The sequence below is a fragment of the Massilia sp. BHUDP2 genome (genome assembly GCF_046236355.1).
Lineage (GTDB): Bacteria > Pseudomonadota > Gammaproteobacteria > Burkholderiales > Burkholderiaceae_D > Telluria > Telluria varians.
The window spans coordinates 844,387-860,621 of sequence record NZ_JBJUVW010000001.1; the positions used below are offsets into that span (position 1 = coordinate 844,387).

Annotated in this window: 12 protein-coding genes; all 12 read left to right on the forward strand. The window is 62.3% G+C overall.

All coding sequences use genetic code 11. The features are described from left to right. Nucleotides 1–528 precede the first annotated feature (528 nt). The 12 genes from ACK6C6_RS03705 to ACK6C6_RS03760 all read left to right on the forward strand — a co-directional run bounded on the left by ACK6C6_RS03705 (nucleotide 529) and on the right by ACK6C6_RS03760 (nucleotide 16,205). The gene (locus ACK6C6_RS03705) at nucleotides 529–2,370 is read left to right on the forward strand and encodes an SLBB domain-containing protein (protein ID WP_409265960.1); all 1,842 of its coding nucleotides are present in this window, start codon (nucleotides 529–531) and stop codon (nucleotides 2,368–2,370) included. 63 nt (nucleotides 2,371–2,433) lie between these two features. Then, on the forward strand, nucleotides 2,434–3,639 hold the full coding sequence (locus ACK6C6_RS03710; protein WP_409265961.1) for a GumC family protein: 1,206 nt from the start codon (nucleotides 2,434–2,436) through the stop codon (nucleotides 3,637–3,639). A gap of 31 nt (nucleotides 3,640–3,670) precedes the next feature. Further along, nucleotides 3,671–4,732 (forward strand): EpsG family protein, encoded by a 1,062-nt coding sequence (locus tag ACK6C6_RS03715; RefSeq protein ID WP_409265962.1) that lies wholly within the window; start codon nucleotides 3,671–3,673, stop codon nucleotides 4,730–4,732. A 54-nt stretch (nucleotides 4,733–4,786) separates the two neighbouring features. Then, nucleotides 4,787–6,238, forward strand: a complete 1,452-nt coding sequence (locus ACK6C6_RS03720) for a flippase (RefSeq protein ID WP_409265963.1) — start codon at nucleotides 4,787–4,789, stop codon at nucleotides 6,236–6,238. A 5-nt stretch (nucleotides 6,239–6,243) separates the two neighbouring features. Beyond that, on the forward strand, nucleotides 6,244–7,152 hold the full coding sequence (locus tag ACK6C6_RS03725; RefSeq protein WP_409265964.1) for a glycosyltransferase: 909 nt from the start codon (nucleotides 6,244–6,246) through the stop codon (nucleotides 7,150–7,152). An 18-nt stretch (nucleotides 7,153–7,170) separates the two neighbouring features. After that, nucleotides 7,171–8,253 (forward strand): glycosyltransferase family 4 protein, encoded by a 1,083-nt coding sequence (locus ACK6C6_RS03730; RefSeq protein ID WP_409265966.1) that lies wholly within the window; start codon nucleotides 7,171–7,173, stop codon nucleotides 8,251–8,253. Between the two features lie 28 nt (nucleotides 8,254–8,281). Next, nucleotides 8,282–9,136, forward strand: a complete 855-nt coding sequence (locus ACK6C6_RS03735; protein WP_409265967.1) for a dTDP-4-dehydrorhamnose reductase family protein — start codon at nucleotides 8,282–8,284, stop codon at nucleotides 9,134–9,136. 19 nt (nucleotides 9,137–9,155) lie between these two features. Beyond that, on the forward strand, nucleotides 9,156–10,166 hold the full coding sequence (locus ACK6C6_RS03740; RefSeq protein WP_409265968.1) for a polysaccharide biosynthesis protein: 1,011 nt from the start codon (nucleotides 9,156–9,158) through the stop codon (nucleotides 10,164–10,166). Continuing rightward, nucleotides 10,159–11,286: a non-hydrolyzing UDP-N-acetylglucosamine 2-epimerase gene (gene wecB, locus ACK6C6_RS03745; protein ID WP_409265970.1), complete on the forward strand. Its 1,128-nt coding sequence runs from the start codon at nucleotides 10,159–10,161 to the stop codon at nucleotides 11,284–11,286. The genes ACK6C6_RS03740 and wecB overlap by 8 nt, the downstream gene beginning before the upstream one ends. A gap of 264 nt (nucleotides 11,287–11,550) precedes the next feature. Next, entirely contained in the window at nucleotides 11,551–12,786 is a 1,236-nt protein-coding gene (locus ACK6C6_RS03750) for a glycosyltransferase family 4 protein (RefSeq protein WP_409267300.1), read from the forward strand. Then, nucleotides 12,783–13,292, forward strand: coding sequence for a WbuC family cupin fold metalloprotein (locus ACK6C6_RS03755; RefSeq protein ID WP_409265972.1), 510 nt, complete (start codon nucleotides 12,783–12,785; stop codon nucleotides 13,290–13,292). The genes ACK6C6_RS03750 and ACK6C6_RS03755 overlap by 4 nt, the downstream gene beginning before the upstream one ends. A gap of 96 nt (nucleotides 13,293–13,388) precedes the next feature. After that, a complete protein-coding gene (locus ACK6C6_RS03760; RefSeq protein WP_409265973.1) occupies nucleotides 13,389–16,205 on the forward strand; it encodes a YjbH domain-containing protein in 2,817 nt (938 codons plus the stop codon). The last annotated feature ends 30 nt before the right edge of the window (nucleotides 16,206–16,235 follow it).

Here is a 16,235-nt window from a genome sequence, read left to right on the forward strand (position 1 = left end):
GTGGCGAATATGCTGAATTTCACATCCTCGGCGACACATTTCATGAAATCGCCGACAACAAAAGGTTTCCTATCGCTATTGCCCTCGGGTAAAATAGCGGTTTGCCCGAGGCGCCTCAGTGTTAATTATCGCGACAAGCGGTGTTCACTTTGTCAAGGGTGCCGCCCGGGCGAAGGCCCTGCATGCTCGAGGTCGCATCCCAGGTCAACAGCGCGAACGTGCGCACTCATGAATCATCTACTGGCGGGTAAGGCTGGCAAGGAATGCACGGCCGTTCCCGACAGTGCTGGAATCGATATGGCCGATTGTTCAGGTGCATGCTCAACAAGACCCATGATTCCGTTACTGGATGTTCGTTAGGTTATTTCGTATTTTGTGGACCCTTTGTCAATTCATTTTGTTTCGACAATCGGGCGAACAAATGACGTTCTGAAGAATGACGTATTAATGAAAATGAAAACACGCAAAAGATTTGCTCACTCAGCCGCGCTTTGCCTTTGCCAGGGTGTCTTCAGCAGCCTGGTCCTGATGAACGGCGCGTCTGCCCAATCGCTGGCCGATCGTGCTGCGGCCCTCGATACGGGAACCAGTGCGCAACGGCCCTCCATTACTTCCTCGCGTACGGATATTTCCGGCGTGCGTGCCCAGCAGGAACGCGCAGGCCAGCTCGATGACGGCAGGGCGGCGCGTGCCCGCATGGAGGCCGGCAAGAAAGCCAACGCCAAGGGCGAATTCGAAAAATATGTGCAGACCGTGACCGGGCAGGAGCTGGAGATCTTCGGTCGCCGCCTGTTCAGCGAAGTGCCCAGCACCTTCGCTCCCGTCGATGCGACCCAGGTCAATCCGGACTACGTCATCGGCCCGGGCGACGAGCTGCAGATTCGCGGCTGGGGCATGGTCGACATCGACGTCAGCACGACCGTCGACCGCAGCGGCAGTGTCTATATTCCACGCGTGGGTTCGATCAAGGTCTCCGGCGTTGCGTACCGCGACCTCCAGGGCCACCTCAAGAAAGCGGTCGCCAAGCTGTTCAGCAACTTCGAGTTGACGGTCAGTATTTCGCAAACGCGTGCCGTCCAGGTCTACGTGGTCGGCAACGTTGCCTACCCGGGAAGCTACACGCTCAGCGCAATGAGCACTCTGCTCAACGCACTGTTTGCCTCGGGCGGTCCGAGCCCGACCGGTACCTTGCGTGACATCCAGGTCAAGCGTGGCGATACCGTGGCCACGTCCTTCGACCTGTACGATATGCTGACCAAGGGCGACAAGCGCGCCGACATCACCTTGCGCGACGGCGACGTCATCTACATTCCGGAAGCGGGCCCGCGTGTCGCGCTGACCGGCAATGTCAAGAATCCAGGGATCTTCGAGCTGAAGGGCCCGGCGACCACCGCGGACCTCGTCAGCTGGGCAGGCGGTCTCGATTCCGCGGCCGAGGCAGGCGACATCGTTGTCGAAAAGAATACCGGCAACGTGTACAAGCCGGTGCTCGAGTTCAACGCGCAAGCGGGCAGGGATGCGCTGGCGAAGCTGCGGGTTGGTCCGGCAGACGTGTATCGCGTGTTCTCGCCGCAGGCGGTTCCCATCCAGGCGAAAGTGGAGAAGGAATACGTCACCGTGTCGGGTGAACTCCAGGGCACCGGCGTCATCGCCATCGAAAAAGGCGAGACCCTCCGCCAGCTGGTCAACCGCCTGGGCGGCCCGACCTCGAGCGGCTACCTGTTCGCCCTCCAGTTGAAGCGCGAATCGGTGCGCCGCGCCCAGCAACAGCGCCTGAACGAGATCGCCGACCGCTTCGAGCGCGACCTGGAAGCGAACGCGACGCGCCGCCTGACCGCGACGACAGACAAGGACAACCTGGCGATCATCACGGCCGAAGTTGAGCGTCAGCGCGCAATGGCCCAGCGGCTACGCACTGTTCGGGCGGAAGGACGCGTCGTCCTCGAGCTGTCGGGAGCCCGGGCGCAGGTGAAGGACCTGCCGGACTTCCCCCTGCAGAACGGCGATGTCGTGTTCGTGCCGCAGCGGCCGGATACCGTCGATGTCCTCGGTGCGGTATTCCAGCAGAACTCCTTCATCTACCGTCCACAGCGGTCGATTTCCGACTACATCGAGCTGGCCGGCGGCGTGACTGAAAGTGCGGACAAATCCGAGCGCTATGTCATCCGTGCCGACGGCACGGCGAAAGCGAACGGGTCGGGCGGATTCTTCGGGAAGTTCGCCGGGTCCGACGCGTTGAATCCGGGCGACACGATCGTCATTCCGGAAAAAATCGAGGGTACTTCCTGGACCCAGAACCTCAAGGAATGGACGGCGATCTTCTACCAGTTTGGTCTTGGCGCCGCTGGCCTGAAAGTGTTGAAAGACTAATTATTCCACCGTTCGTCATCCGATGACGAACGGTGGAGATTTCATATCATCCCTATGTTAGACATGTCGCACACCCCAACGGCCGGCACTGGCGAGTTCGATCACGGACCAGCACGCCCGAGTTTCCTGGATTCGCTTTCGCTGATCGCAGCAAACAAGAAATTGATCATCGGCGTCACCTTTGCCGCGTCCGTGGCCGCCGCGGGCGTCAGCATGCTGCTGCCGAACGTCTATACCGCGACCGCCCAGATCTTGCCGCCGCAGACGCAGTCGCCGACATCGGCGCTGCTCGGCCAGATCAGCGCCCTGAGCGGCGCCGTTGGGCAGTCGTTGGGTGTGAAGAACCCGAACGACACCTACGTGGCGATGCTTAACAGCCGCACCGTTGCCGACAACCTGATCAGCCGTTTCGAGCTGATGAAGGTCTACGACCGCGACTTCCAGAGCGATACCCGCAAGGAACTGGCCATGAACACCTCGGTGTACAGCGGCAAGGACGGCATCATCTCCGTCCAGGTCGACGACGAGGAACCGAAGCGCGCGGCAGCCCTGGCGAACGGCTACATCGAGGAACTGCAAAAGCTGACGCAAACGCTCGCGGTGACGGAAGCGTCGCAGCGCCGCCTGTTCTTCGAAAAGCAGCTCGACAACGCCAAGCAGGCCCTGGCCAATGCCGAGGTCGCGCTGAAAGGCGTCCAGGAAAAGACCGGCCTGATCCAGCTCACCGGCCAGACTGAAGGCATCATCCGCAGCGCCGCCGAAATCAAGGCGCAGATCGCCACCAAGGAAGTCATGCTCGGGTCGATGCGCACCTTCGCCACGGCGAACAATCCCGACTATATCCGCATCCAGCAGGAGCTGGTCGGCCTGCGCGCGCAGCTGAAGAAAGTGGAGCAGGGCTTGAATGCCGGCGGCGGCGATATTTCCATCCCTACCAGCAAAGTGCCGGAAGTTGGCCTGGACTACGTGCGCAAGGTTCGTGACGTCAAGTACAACGAGACGATCTTCGAACTGCTCGCCAAGCAATTCGAACTGGCAAAGATCGACGAGGCCAAGCAAAGCTCCCTGATCCAGGTGCTGGATACCGCCGTTGAGCCCGACCGTAAATCGCGCCCGGGCCGCAGCCTGATCGTGATCATGACCGCCGTCGCGGCCCTGGTCCTGTCGATCGCCTATGTGTTCGCGCGCGCCTACTTTTCCGCGCTCGGCGCCGATGAGCGCGAGAAGGCGCGCCTGGACAAACTGAAGCGCAGCCTGCGCTGGAAATAAGACCCACCCGTCATCGATAATGCATTACGTATTGGCCAATCTGCTGCTGTGTCTGTTCTTGCCCGTCAAAAGGGCAAGGCTGGACCTCATGGTTGCCGTACTGGTGTTCATGGCAGTGTTCACCGCTTATTACATGAGCGGATCGGCCGACTACAAGGGTTATGTCACCTATTTCCTGTGCTCGCAAAACGAGTTCTGCCTGAAGAGCGGCGACCTCAATTTCGAGCGCAGTTTCGCGCTGATTTCGAACTTCTTCTATACCTTCCAGTTCCGGGAAGGTGCGCCCTGGGTCATCGCTTTCTACTCGACCGTCGCACTGTGCATCAAACTGCCTTTGCTTCAGCGCTACTCCCGTCATTTCGGCGTGGCCCTCCTTTGCTACGCCATGTATGCGTGGTACGTCCATGAAATGACCCAGATCCGGATCGGCCTGGCCATCGCCTTCTACTGGCTGGCCGTCATCCGCCTGACGCAGAAGCGCTATGTCGGCGCGGCAGTGTTTTTTGTCCTCACCCTGTTTTTCCACGTGTCGACCATCCTCGGCCTTGTTGCGCTCCTGTTGAGGCCCCTGAAAATCAGTGCACTCGGCATGCTCACGGTTTGCGGCCTGATCACTGCGCTGGGCGTGGCGATTTCCGACAGCCCGGCCTTCCTCGGCGCGATCCTGTCGCTCGGCTTCGTCGACCCCCGCCTGGCAACCTATTCGGATGCGATCGGCAACATCGTTTCGTCGACGAACTTTATGACCGTCTACCTGATGACGAATGCGGCGCTGCTGGTCTTGTATCCATTGGTCGTGCCCGCCGATGAGGAAACCGAACTGGAGCGCATCGCTTTCCGGCTGGCGTGTTTCGGCCTTGTCTACTACGGCTTCCTGTACTGGATTCCGACCGTCGGATTGCGCGGATTCGAGTTCTTCCTGTGCCTGATGCCATTCACTGCGGCAGCGGTGTTCAGGTCGTCGAAGGGTGTCCTGCCGAAGCTCCTGGTGATTCTGTTGTGCGTGGTGACCTACTGGAACCTGGTGATCCGCAACGGCACACGTACCGATTTCGTTCTTCCGGGCCAGGCCCAGGAACAATGGATGGAATAGTCCGTTCACCAGCGAAACAGAATGCTTGCAGTATCAGCTAGCACCACATAAGTCATGTTAAGAAACTCATTCTACAATCTCGTCGGGCTTGGCCTGCCACTGGTCGTCGCACTCGCTGCGATGCCCCAGCTCATCCATATGCTGGGTGTGGAGCGCTTTGGCATCCTGACCCTGATCTGGGCCGTGGTCAGCTATTTCGGGCTGTTCGACCTGGGGCTCGGCCGTGCCATCACCCAGGAATTGTCGGTGCTGCTGGCCGAGAAAAAGGAAGAGGAAATCCCCTTCGTCCTGCAGTCCGGACTGCTGACCCTGGGGCTGCTGGGTGTGCTGGCCGGGCTGTTGTTGTGGACAGGCGCGGCTTTCGCGGCCTCCCAGGTTTCCTACCAGGGCGACCGGGCCGAAATCGCCGATTCGATCCGCGTCATGGCGCTGGCGATGCCTGCCATCCTGCTCACCACCGGCCTGCGCGGCATCCTCGAAGCGAATTCCGAATTCGTGGTGCTGAACATCATCCGGGTCCCGATGGGCCTCCTGACCTTCCTCGGTCCGCTGGCCGTGGTCTACGTCGAGAACAGCCTGGTCATGGTGACGGCGGTCCTGGTCCTGGGCCGCTACGTCGCCGGTTTCGCGCACCTGTACTACGTGCTGCGCTCGTTCCCGCGCGCCTGGGGCCAGCGCTGCCTCAATACCGCCGTCCTGAACCGGTTGTTGGCCTCCGGCGGCTGGATGACGGTCAGCAACCTGGTCAGCCCCTTGATGGGCTACCTGGACCGTTTCCTGATCGGCATCTGCATCTCGGCAGCCGCGGTCGCCTACTACGTGACGCCGAACGAGATGGTCACGAAGCTCTGGATCCTCCCGAGTGCGCTGACGGCCGTCCTCTTTCCGCGGTTCGCGGCGCAGATCAGGGTCGAGCCGGAAAATGCGAAGCGCCTGTACAAGCAAGGGGTGTGCGTGCTGTTCTGCGTCGTCTACCCGGTCACGCTGCTGCTTTCCACGTTTTCCCATGAAATCCTGGCGGTCTGGATCGGCGCCGAGTTTGCGGAAAAGAGCGCGGTCGTCATGCAGATCTTTTGCTTCGGCATCATGGTGAACTGCCTGGCGCACATTCCTTTCTCCGCCATCCAGGGGGCAGGGCAGGCACGTACTACCGCGCTGGTCCATGTCTGCGAGTTTCTGCCTTTCGCGGTGGTGCTGGCCGTCCTGGCGATGAGCTTCGGTATCGTCGGCGCCGCGATCGCCTGGTTGTTGCGGATGCTGATCGACTCGGCAATCATGTTCAAGATCGCCGGCAGGCTCGTCGGCCGTTTCGAGATCGGCATCGTCCGCCTGGCCTCGTGCATCGCGATTGTCAGCGCCACGTATGGCGCCGCTGCGATCGCGTCCCCGCTCGTGCGCGGCGTGCTGGTTTTCCTGTCCATCTTTTTCGTCCTGGCTGCGACGAAGGTCCTGGCGTATCCCTCTGCACGGATCGACTTCGTCAGCCTGCGCAAAGCCTTTAATTGAGCACCATGAATAAAAACAGGCCACTGGTCACGATCGTCACGCCCGCTTACAACCAGGGCGACTACCTTGATGAAACCATCCGGAGCGTGCTCGCCCAGACCTACGAGAACGTCGAGTACATCGTCATCGATGACGGTTCCACCGACAACACGCGCGAGGTCATGGAAAAGTGGGCCGGCAAGGTCACCTGCATTTCGCATCAAAACATGGGACAGGCCAATACCCTGAACAAGGGCTGGGGGATGGCCAAAGGCGAATTGCTGGGCTATCTGAGCTCGGACGACCTGCTGGACCCGACCGCCATCGAACGCCTGGTCGCCCACTACGACGGTTCGCCATCGGTCATCTTCGGCGGCTACCGACTGATGGACCAGCACGGCAAGACGATCAAGAGCAAGCGTATTCCCTTCCATGGCTACCGCGACATGGTCGAGCAGTTCGTCTGCCCGATCGGCGTGGGCGCCCTGTTCAGCCGTAGCCTGTTCCTGGACGCGGGCGGCTGGAATGCCACGCTGCGCCAGATCCCGGATTTCGATTTCTGGATCCGCGCCGGCGTGGGTGCACGCTTCGTGAAAGTCGACGAGGACCTCGGCGATTTTCGCGTGCACACCGGTTCGCAAACCTTCGCAAGCGCCACCGTCGCCAAGGCGGACGAATCGGTCGCGTCCTTGCGCGAGTTCTTCGGCAGCGCAAAGAGCGGCGCCGGCCCGCGCCGCCAGCGCGCGATGGCGGCCGCACTGGTGTTTTCCGGCTGCCTGCACCTGCGCTCCGGACGCGCCGGCACCGGCTTCTCGCGTTTCGCGCAAGCGGTGAAAGAGGGCGGATTGCAGGCGTTCTCGCTGAATAACCTGAAACGCATCGCAGGCGTCTGCTACGCATACCTTCGTTACCGCCACATTCGGCAGCAGGCCTGAGCCGCCGGCCCCACGACCATGAAAATCATCCATATCGTCGAATCCATGCACAGCGCCGGCGGCGGCCTGCCCGCCGCGGTCAAGGCCTTGATGCGCCTGCAGCGTGAGCTGGGCTACGACGTGTCGTATTGCGCGACCGCCGAGCCTGCCCAACCGGAGGGCGCGGACGGCGTGACCGGGCCGGCGCGCGAAGTGCTCGCCGATGCGATCCGCAGCGGCAGCTATGACTTCGTCCATTTCCACGGCGTTTGGAATACCGCGTTCGTCCGCCTTTGCCTGGCATGCCGGCAGAGCGCGACCAATTACATGGTCACTACCCACGGGCAATTGCTGACTACGATCCTGGCCTCGGACGGACCTGCCAAGCGCATGAAGAAGCTGCTGTACCGCTTCGTGGTGGGCAACTGGCTGCTGCGCGGGGCGACCAAGATTCATGTGTCGAGCGAAAACGAACTCGCCGAGTTCCGCCGCCATTCCTGGTTGCGCGACAAGACCTTCTATATCCCGCACATCCTCGACATGTGTTTCCTGAAGGCGGACGACGTGTCGCACGAGTCCTCCACGGGCAACCGCGACATCCTGTTCGTCGGCAGGCTCGATCCGCGCAAGGGCATTCTCAAGCTGGTGGAAGGATTCGCCGGCGCCGCGCTGCCGGCGCCCTGGCGCTTGCGCATCGTCGGTCCGCGCGGTTCCGACAGCTTCATGCAGGAGCTAGACGCCAGGATCGCGGCCCTGGGCCTGGCAGGCCGCGTGACCGTCGAGCAGCCGGTCTATGGCGATGCCCGCCAGGAGCTTTACCGCCATTGCTATCTGTTCTGCCTGCCTTCGTATTCGGAGGCGCCCGGCCTCGTCAACGTCGAAGCCGCGCTGCTGGGTCGCCCGGTGCTGACGACGCCCTACACCGGCCTGTTCGCGATCGCGCACAACGGCGGCATGTTGTGCGAGCCGACCGCGGAGGCGATCCAGCAAGCCCTGCTCGCCGCAAAGGCGTGGACGAAGGATGAGTACGCTGCGCGCTCGGTCAACATCCAGAAATGGGCGCGTTCGGAATACGCGCTCGAGCAGATCAGTCCGCAGTGGCGCGCGTTTTACTCGGCGTGATACCCGATATTATTGATTAAGGAATGATATGAAGATTCTCGTGATAGGCGCTTCCGGCATGCTGGGCAATGCGGTGTACCGGCTGTTGTCGACCACCACCGAGCACGAAGTGTATGGCTCGCTGCGCAGCAGCGCCGCCATCCGCCATTTCCCCGCCGAGCTGCGCGAACGTTTCGTGGTCGGCGTGGACGTCGACAACCAGGATTCCCTGGCGCTGCTGTTCGCCAAGGTGCGTCCCGATGTCGTCGTGAACTGCGTCGGCCTCATCAAGCAGCTGGCGGACGCCAACGATCCGCTGCAGGCGATCCCCATCAATGCCTTGCTTCCCCACCGTCTCGCGCGCCTGTGCGAAATGGTTGATGCGCGCCTGATCCATGTGAGCACCGACTGCGTGTTCGAAGGAACCAGGGGCGGCTACCTGGAAAGCGACAAGCCGGACGCGCGCGACCTGTACGGCGTCTCGAAATGCCTGGGCGAAGTGAGCTATCCGCACACGATCACCCTGCGCACCTCGATCATCGGTCACGAACTGGGCAGCAACAACGGACTGGTCGGCTGGTTCCTGGCGCAGAGCGGCTCGGTGAAAGGTTTCGCCAAGGCGATCTTCTCGGGCCTGCCGACGGTTGAACTGGCACAAGTCATCCGCGATGTCGTGCTGCCGCGTCCTGAGCTGTCGGGCCTGTATCACGTCGCTGCCCAGCCGATCGCCAAGCTCGACCTGCTCAGGCTGGTGGCCGATATCTATGAAAAGTCGATCGAGATCGTGCCGCAAAGCGAGTTCGTGATCGACCGCTCTCTGAATGCAGACAAATTCTATGCGGCCACTGGCTACCGCGCTCCATCCTGGCCAGAACTGATCACGAAAATGCACGATTTCCAATAGTTTCTAGAAGAGATAAAGAATGTTCAACAATAAAGTACTACTGATTACGGGCGGAACCGGCTCCTTTGGCAACACGGTTCTGAAGCGTTTCCTGAAAACCGACGTGCGCGAAATCCGCATCTTCAGCCGCGACGAAAAGAAGCAGGAAGAAATGCGCATCGCGCTGAATAACCCCAAGCTCAAGTTCTATATCGGCGACGTCCGTGACTATGCGAGCCTGGACCAGGCGATGAAAGGCGTGGACTACGTGTTCCACGCGGCCGCCCTCAAGCAGGTGCCGTCCTGCGAGTTCTACCCGATGGAAGCGGTGCGCACCAACGTGCTCGGCACCGAGAACGTGATGAACGCCGCCCAGGCCAACAAGGTCAAGCGCGTCGTGGTGCTGAGCACCGACAAGGCCGTGTACCCGATCAATGCCATGGGCATTTCGAAGGCCATGGCCGAGAAGCTGATGGTCGCGAAAGCCCGCCTGCAGGCGGAAGGCGACACCATCTTCTGCGCTACCCGCTACGGCAACGTGATGGCTTCGCGCGGTTCCGTTATTCCGCTGTTCGTGTCGCAGCTGCGTGAAGGCAAGGCACTGACCGTGACCGATCCGAACATGACGCGTTTCCTGATGTCGCTCGAAGATTCGGTCGACCTGGTCCTGTACGCCTTCGAGAACGGTCGCCAGGGCGATATCTTCGTACAGAAGGCACCGGCGTCGACCGTGGCCGACCTGGCGCGCGCCCTGAAAGAGATGTTCGACAGCCACAGCGAAGTGCGTATCATCGGCACCCGCCACGGCGAGAAGCTCTACGAGTCCCTGATCTCGCGCGAAGAAATGGCGCACGCCGAAGACATGGGCGGCTACTACCGCATCCCGGCCGACAACCGCGACCTGAACTACGCGAAGTACTTCAGCGAGGGCGAGAAGGAAATCAGTCTGCTCGACGATTACACCTCGCACAATACGGAGCGCCTCAATGTCGAGCAGATCAAGCGTCTGCTGCTCACGCTGGACTACATGAAAGAAGAACTCAATGCGTAAGGTAATGACCATCGTGGGCACGCGGCCCGAGCTGATCAAGATGAGCCGCGTGATCGCCGAATTCGACCAGCACACCCAGCACGTGCTGGTGCACACCGGGCAGAACTACGACTACGGGCTGAACCAGGTCTTCTTCGACGACCTCGGCATTCGCAAGCCGGACCACTTCCTGGAAGCGGTCGGCGACACGGTCGCCCAGACGATCGCCCGCATCATCGAGCGCGCCGACGCCGTCATGGAACAGGAAAAGCCGGACGCCATCATGCTCTACGGCGATACGAATTCCTGCCTGGCCGTGCTCGCAGCGAAGCGCCGCAAGATCCCGGTCTTCCACATGGAAGCGGGGAACCGCTGCTTCGACCAGCGCGTGCCGGAAGAACTGAACCGCAAGGTGCTCGACCACCTCAGTGACATCAACATGGTGCTGACCGAGCACGCGCGCCGCTACCTTATCGCCGAAGGCATCCGCTCCGAGACCATCATCAAGACCGGATCGCACATGCATGAGGTGCTCGACTACTATCGCCCGAAGATCGAGCAGTCCGACATCCTGGCACGCCTTGGGCTGAGCGCCGGCAAGTTCTTCGTCGTGAGCACCCATCGCGAAGAGAACGTCGACAACCCGGAAAACCTGGGCAACCTGCTCGGCACGCTGAATGCGCTCGCCGCGAAGTATGGCTACCCGGTGATCGTCTCGACCCATCCGCGCACGAAAAAGCGCCTGGCCGAGCTGACGACCACCATGGATCCGCTGATCCGTTTCCTGGATCCGTTCGGCTTCTGCGACTACATCTCGCTGCAGACCAACGCCACCTGCGTGATTTCGGACAGCGGCACCATCACCGAGGAAAGCGCGCTCCTGAACTTCCCGGCGATTACCATCCGCAACGCGCACGAACGTCCGGAAGGCATGGATGCAGGCACCCTGATCATGAGCGGCCTGACCGAGACCGAAGTGCTGGATGCGGTGCAGGTGACCTGTTCGCAATACCAGCGTGACCCGGGCTTCGCGCGCACGGTGGTCGATTACGAAGCCAAGTACGTGTCGCAAAAAGTCCTGCGCATCGTGCTCAGCTATATCGATTACGTAAACCGTACCGTTTGGCGCAAGGCGCTATAATTCCGGGAATAAACATTTACGCTGCAGGGCGCCCGTCCTCGCAGCGTAGATGGCAATCCTCGGCAACACAGGCCTGACCCATCGCAGCCGGATCCGACCGGATGCGAGGTTTCCATCGGAAGCAGGGCCGGTCCGCCGGCAGGGACGGCGGTCATCGGTATGAGCAAGGGCTTCACCACATCGGAACCGTGCGTGGGCCGCGTATCTGAACACATCACTACTACTATTATGCGAATTGCTATCGTCGGCGACGCGTTCCCCCCAATGCGGACTTCCGCCGCAGTCCAGCTGCGTGACCTGGCCCTCGAGTTCAGGAAGCAGGGACATGAGGTGACCGTGATCGTCCCTGCCGCCGATCTTCCCGAGGCGTGGACGACCGAAACCTACGAAGGGGTGACCCTGCTGCGCCTGCGTGCGCCGAAGACCAAGGACATCGGCTATGTACGCAGGACGCTGGCGGAATTCGCCATGCCGTTCGCGATGCTGCGCAACTACAAGAAATCGCCGCTGGCGGCGTCGGCCTGGGATGGCGTGGTCTGGTATTCGCCCAGTATTTTTTTCGGCCCCTTCGTCAATTTCCTGAAGAAGCGCTCGAACTGCCCGAGCTATCTCATCCTGCGCGATATTTTCCCCGAGTGGGCCGTGGACATGGGCGTGATGGGCCGGGGCCTGCCGTACCGCTGCTTCAAGATGGTCGAAAGCTACCAGTATTCGGTGGCCGACGTGATCGGCGTGCAGACGCCGGCGAACGTCGGGTACTTCAGCGAACGCAAGCACAAGGCGCGCATCGAAGTCCTGCAGAACTGGCTCGCGCCCGCACAGGCGCTGGGCTGCTCGATCGAGATCGAGCAGACCGCGCTGCGAGGCCGTTTCGTCTTCGTCTACGCGGGCAACATGGGCAGGGCGCAGGGAATCGACATCGTCGTCGACCTCGCCGACAGGCTGAAAGCGCGTCCCGACATCGGGTTCCTGCTCGTCGGCCGCGGCAGCGAGACGGCGCGCCTGCGCGACAAGGTCGCTGCGCTCGGCCTGGACAACGTCCAGTTCTTCGACGAGATCGATCCTGTCGAGATTGCAGGCCTGTACAAGCAATGCCATACGGGTTTGATCTCCCTCGATCATCGACATCGCACGCACAATATTCCGGGCAAGTTCTTGTCGTATGTGCACGCTGGTTTGCCGGTTCTGGCCAGCGTCAACAAGGGCAATGACCTCATCAAGCTGATCAACGAGAACCGTGTCGGCTTCGCCTCCAGCGGCAACGATGCGGACGAACTCGCGAAACTGGCGGTTCGCCTCGTGGACGAACACAAGGGCGACGTGTCGATGAGCGAGCGCTGCCTCGAGCTGGCCGGTCGCCTGTTCTCGTCCGAGGCCGCGGTCGAGCGGATCTGCAAATCCCTGAGCATGCAGCGCGCCGCGGAGCGTGAGGACGGTGCGGCGCTGGAGGAAGCGCGGCCGCTGTCGTCCGATCCAATGTGCCTGCAAGAGAAAGCATGAACGTCCGAACCTACAGTTTCGGCTTCATCGACGATGTCGCCATGTCGGCGCAGGCGAACCCGCGCCGGCGCCTGCATGCGAACCTGCATGCCAGCTACCAGGACCCGGTCCAGCGCCTGTTCAACGCCATCGGGACGGACAGCTATATCAGGCCGCACCGGCATCTCGGACCGCGCGCGGACGAGTTCCTGATGGCGGTGCGCGGCGTGTTCACGCTGGTGCTGTTCGACGATGAGGGCAATGTGCTGGACTGCCGGCGCTTCGGCAGCGACGCCCATCGCCGCGACGCTGACTGCCTGGCCGTCGAAATCCGGACCGACACCTGGCACACCGTGCTGGCCGAAGAGCCGGGTTCGGTACTGTTCGAAGTGAAAGCCGGCCCCTTCGATCCTGACCAGGCCAAGTCGTTCGCGCCGTGGGCGCCTGCCGAGGGCAGCGACGCGGCGATGGCCTACCTGGGCGCGCTGCGCGCCGCCGTCGACGCCCGCATCGCCTGCGCCGGCTAGGCAGCGCTTTCCACCAGACCGTCAATACCATCTGCGCCTCGACCGGGCAGGCATCTTTTTGTGAGCATTCTCTTGCATCCAGTTTTTCGGAACTCTTTGAAGTACTCGTGCTATGGCGTGCTGCTGGCAAGCGCCGCAAGCGCGTTCGGTGCGACTCCGACCCTGCAGGGCCAGTCCGGTTACATCAACATGCCGAACGCCCGGGTCGAATCCGACGGCACCTTCTCGACCGGCTACAGCTACGATAGCCCGTACGGCAGCACTTGGGTGACGGCGACGATGCTGCCGTTCCTGCAGATGACCGGCCGCTACGTCTCGATCAGCGGCATCCAGGGCTTTTCCGATCCCAGCGGCTACGGCAAGGAATACGGACGCTACAAGGACAAGGTGGTGGACGGTAAGCTGCGGCTGCTCGAAGAGAGCGGCTGGATGCCCGCCGTGTCGGTCGGCATGACCGATATCCTCGGCACCGAGCTCTTCAAAGGAAAGTACATCGTCGCGAGCAAGGTCTTCGGGCCTGCGCGCAACATGGAGGTAAGCGTCGGCTACGGCCAGCGCCGCCCCGAAGGCCTGTTCGCAGGCATGCGCTGGGCGTCGACCGCCGTGCCGGGCCTGGCGGCCGTCGTCGAATACGACGCGAACAATTATTCGAAGGACTTCAATGCCGAGTTGACCTCGGCGGGCAAGCGCAAGAAGGGCGTGGCCGCAGCGCTGGAGTATCGCTGGGGCTGGCTTGGTACGCAGCTGGCACGGCATGACGATCATTTCAGCATCAACGCCTACGTCAGCATTCCTTTCAATGAACGCGAGTTCATTCCCAAGATTTACGAACCGGCGCCGTTCTCCAAGACCGTGACGCGCGCGACCGCCGAACAGTGGCATGCCGACGGCAAGCACCGCGCGGCGCTGATCGATGCCCTGAGTGCGCAGGGATACAAGAACGTCCGCGTGGATCTCGACGGGTCGACGCTGCGCCTGATCCTGACGAATACCCGGATCTCGAACATGGGCCGCGCGGTCGGGCGGGCGGCGCGTACCGCACTGGCCTTCGCGCCGCCGGAAACGCGCTCGATCCATGTGACCTACACCAAGCTCGAGCAGCCGATCGCCACCTACGAATTCTTCGACCTGCGCCGCCTGTCGGACTATTTCACCGGGCTGGTGAACCGCGATGCCTTCCTCGAGACCGTCCTGGTCCGCTATGCCCATCCGTCCGATACGGTCCTGCCCGACCGGGAGAACCTGCTGGCCGGCGTGAAGGACGATAGCGGCGGCCTGGCTGTCCAGGTCGGCCAGGACGGCAACATCGTGCAGGTCGTGTCGGAAGATCGCGAGGCGAACCGCTTCAAGACGATCCCGAAGATCGCCTTCTTCTTCAACGACCCCAGCGGCGCGCTGCGCTACGAAGTCTCGGCCGCCACCAACTACGACCGACGCCTGGGACCGGGTACCTACCTGAACAGTGCTTTCAAGCTGAACCTGTTCGAAAACGTGTCGGACGTAACCCAGAAGTCGAACAGCCTGCTGCCGCATGTGCGCACTGACATTGCCGAGTATAAGCGGGGCAGCCGCTTCAAGCTAAACCGCCTGCTGCTCAACCAGTACCTGACGCTCGACGAGCGCGTGTATGCACGCGTCTCGGTCGGTTTCTACGAGGAGATGTACCGCGGCCTTGGCGGCCAGGTGCTTTACCTGCCGAAGGACAGTCGCTGGGCCGCGGACATCAGCGTCGACGCCCTGCAGCAGCGCGGCTACAAGGGCTGGTTCGACAAGCGGGACTACAAGACCGTCACCGCGCTGGGCGCCTTGCACTACAAGCTCCCCTACGGCGTCACCGCGACGGCACGGGCAGGGCGCTTCCTAGCGCGCGACGAAGGCGTGCGTCTCGAATTCGCACGTCGCTTCCAGTCGGGCGTCGAGATCGGCGCCTGGTACACCAAGACCAACGGCAGGGACATCACGAACCCCGGCACACCCGCCAGCCCGTACAACGACAAGGGCGTGTTCCTGTCGATTCCGCTGAACATCATGCTGCCGGCGGACTCGCAGGCCAGCGCCGGTTTCGCCCTGTCGCCCTGGACCCGCGATGTCGGCCAGATGGTCGCCAGCCCCGGCGACCTGTACGAGCTGTTCGAGCAGCCGCGCCGCGACTTGAGCACCTACGACGGCCTGGGCAACTTCGCCGAGCGCCGCGACGAGCAGAACCTGCCGGCGGTGCATCCGCCGCTGCGGCCGATGCCCGACATGTGGCCGCTGTTCCGCTGGCGCCTGGAACAGTCGTTCTCGACTACCCCGACCCTGCCGCAGTGGGCGAAGGGCACGATGCTGGGCGGCGGCGCAGTCCTGGCCGGCGCCCTGCTCGACAAGCCGGTCGACCGCTTCATGGAGAAGCATGCGGGTTCGCGCGCCGCGCGCGCCTGGGACAAGGTAGGCAAGGGCATGCCGGTGGTGCTGGCCGGCGCCGCCGCGAGCGCAGTCGCCTTCGGCGATGCGCGCGCGCAGAATACCGGAATCATCTCGCTGCAGTCGATCGCCGGCGCAGCCGCCGTCTCGATGGCCACCAAGCGCATCGTCAGCCGCGCGCGGCCGAGCGAAGGCGCGGGACGCTGGAGCCGGACCGCGGACCGTTCCGACGCATCCTTCCCGTCGAACCACAGCACGGTCGCGTTCGCGGCGGTCACCCCGTTCGCGCAGGAATACGATGCGCCATGGCTCTACGGTCTCGCCGCGGCCAGCGCGATGGGGCGTACCGCCGGGCGTCAGCACTGGGTGTCTGACATCGTCGCCGGCGGCGTGATCGGTTATGCGATGGGCAGCTGGCTGTGGCAGGCGCAGCGCGATAACCCGCGCTCGAGCTTTGCCATCGCCCCGGGACCGAAGTCGGTCGGCGTGACCTGGAGCGGCAGCTACTGACGGCGCCTGACTGGCGCGTACAATACCGCT

Excerpts from the sequence above, each read along its gene's own strand:
- ACK6C6_RS03705 (WP_409265960.1), top strand. The coding sequence starts at position 529 with ATGAACGGCGCGTCTGCCCAATCGCTGGCCGATCGTGCTGCGGCCCTC.
- ACK6C6_RS03710 (WP_409265961.1), top strand. The coding sequence starts at position 2,434 with ATGTCGCACACCCCAACGGCCGGCACTGGCGAGTTCGATCACGGACCA.
- ACK6C6_RS03720 (WP_409265963.1), top strand. The coding sequence starts at position 4,787 with ATGTTAAGAAACTCATTCTACAATCTCGTCGGGCTTGGCCTGCCACTG.
- ACK6C6_RS03725 (WP_409265964.1), top strand. The coding sequence starts at position 6,244 with ATGAATAAAAACAGGCCACTGGTCACGATCGTCACGCCCGCTTACAAC.
- ACK6C6_RS03730 (WP_409265966.1), top strand. The coding sequence starts at position 7,171 with ATGAAAATCATCCATATCGTCGAATCCATGCACAGCGCCGGCGGCGGC.
- ACK6C6_RS03735 (WP_409265967.1), top strand. The coding sequence starts at position 8,282 with ATGAAGATTCTCGTGATAGGCGCTTCCGGCATGCTGGGCAATGCGGTG.
- ACK6C6_RS03740 (WP_409265968.1), top strand. The coding sequence starts at position 9,156 with ATGTTCAACAATAAAGTACTACTGATTACGGGCGGAACCGGCTCCTTT.
- wecB (WP_409265970.1), top strand. The coding sequence starts at position 10,159 with ATGCGTAAGGTAATGACCATCGTGGGCACGCGGCCCGAGCTGATCAAG.
- ACK6C6_RS03750 (WP_409267300.1), top strand. The coding sequence starts at position 11,551 with ATGCGGACTTCCGCCGCAGTCCAGCTGCGTGACCTGGCCCTCGAGTTC.
- ACK6C6_RS03755 (WP_409265972.1), top strand. The coding sequence starts at position 12,783 with ATGAACGTCCGAACCTACAGTTTCGGCTTCATCGACGATGTCGCCATG.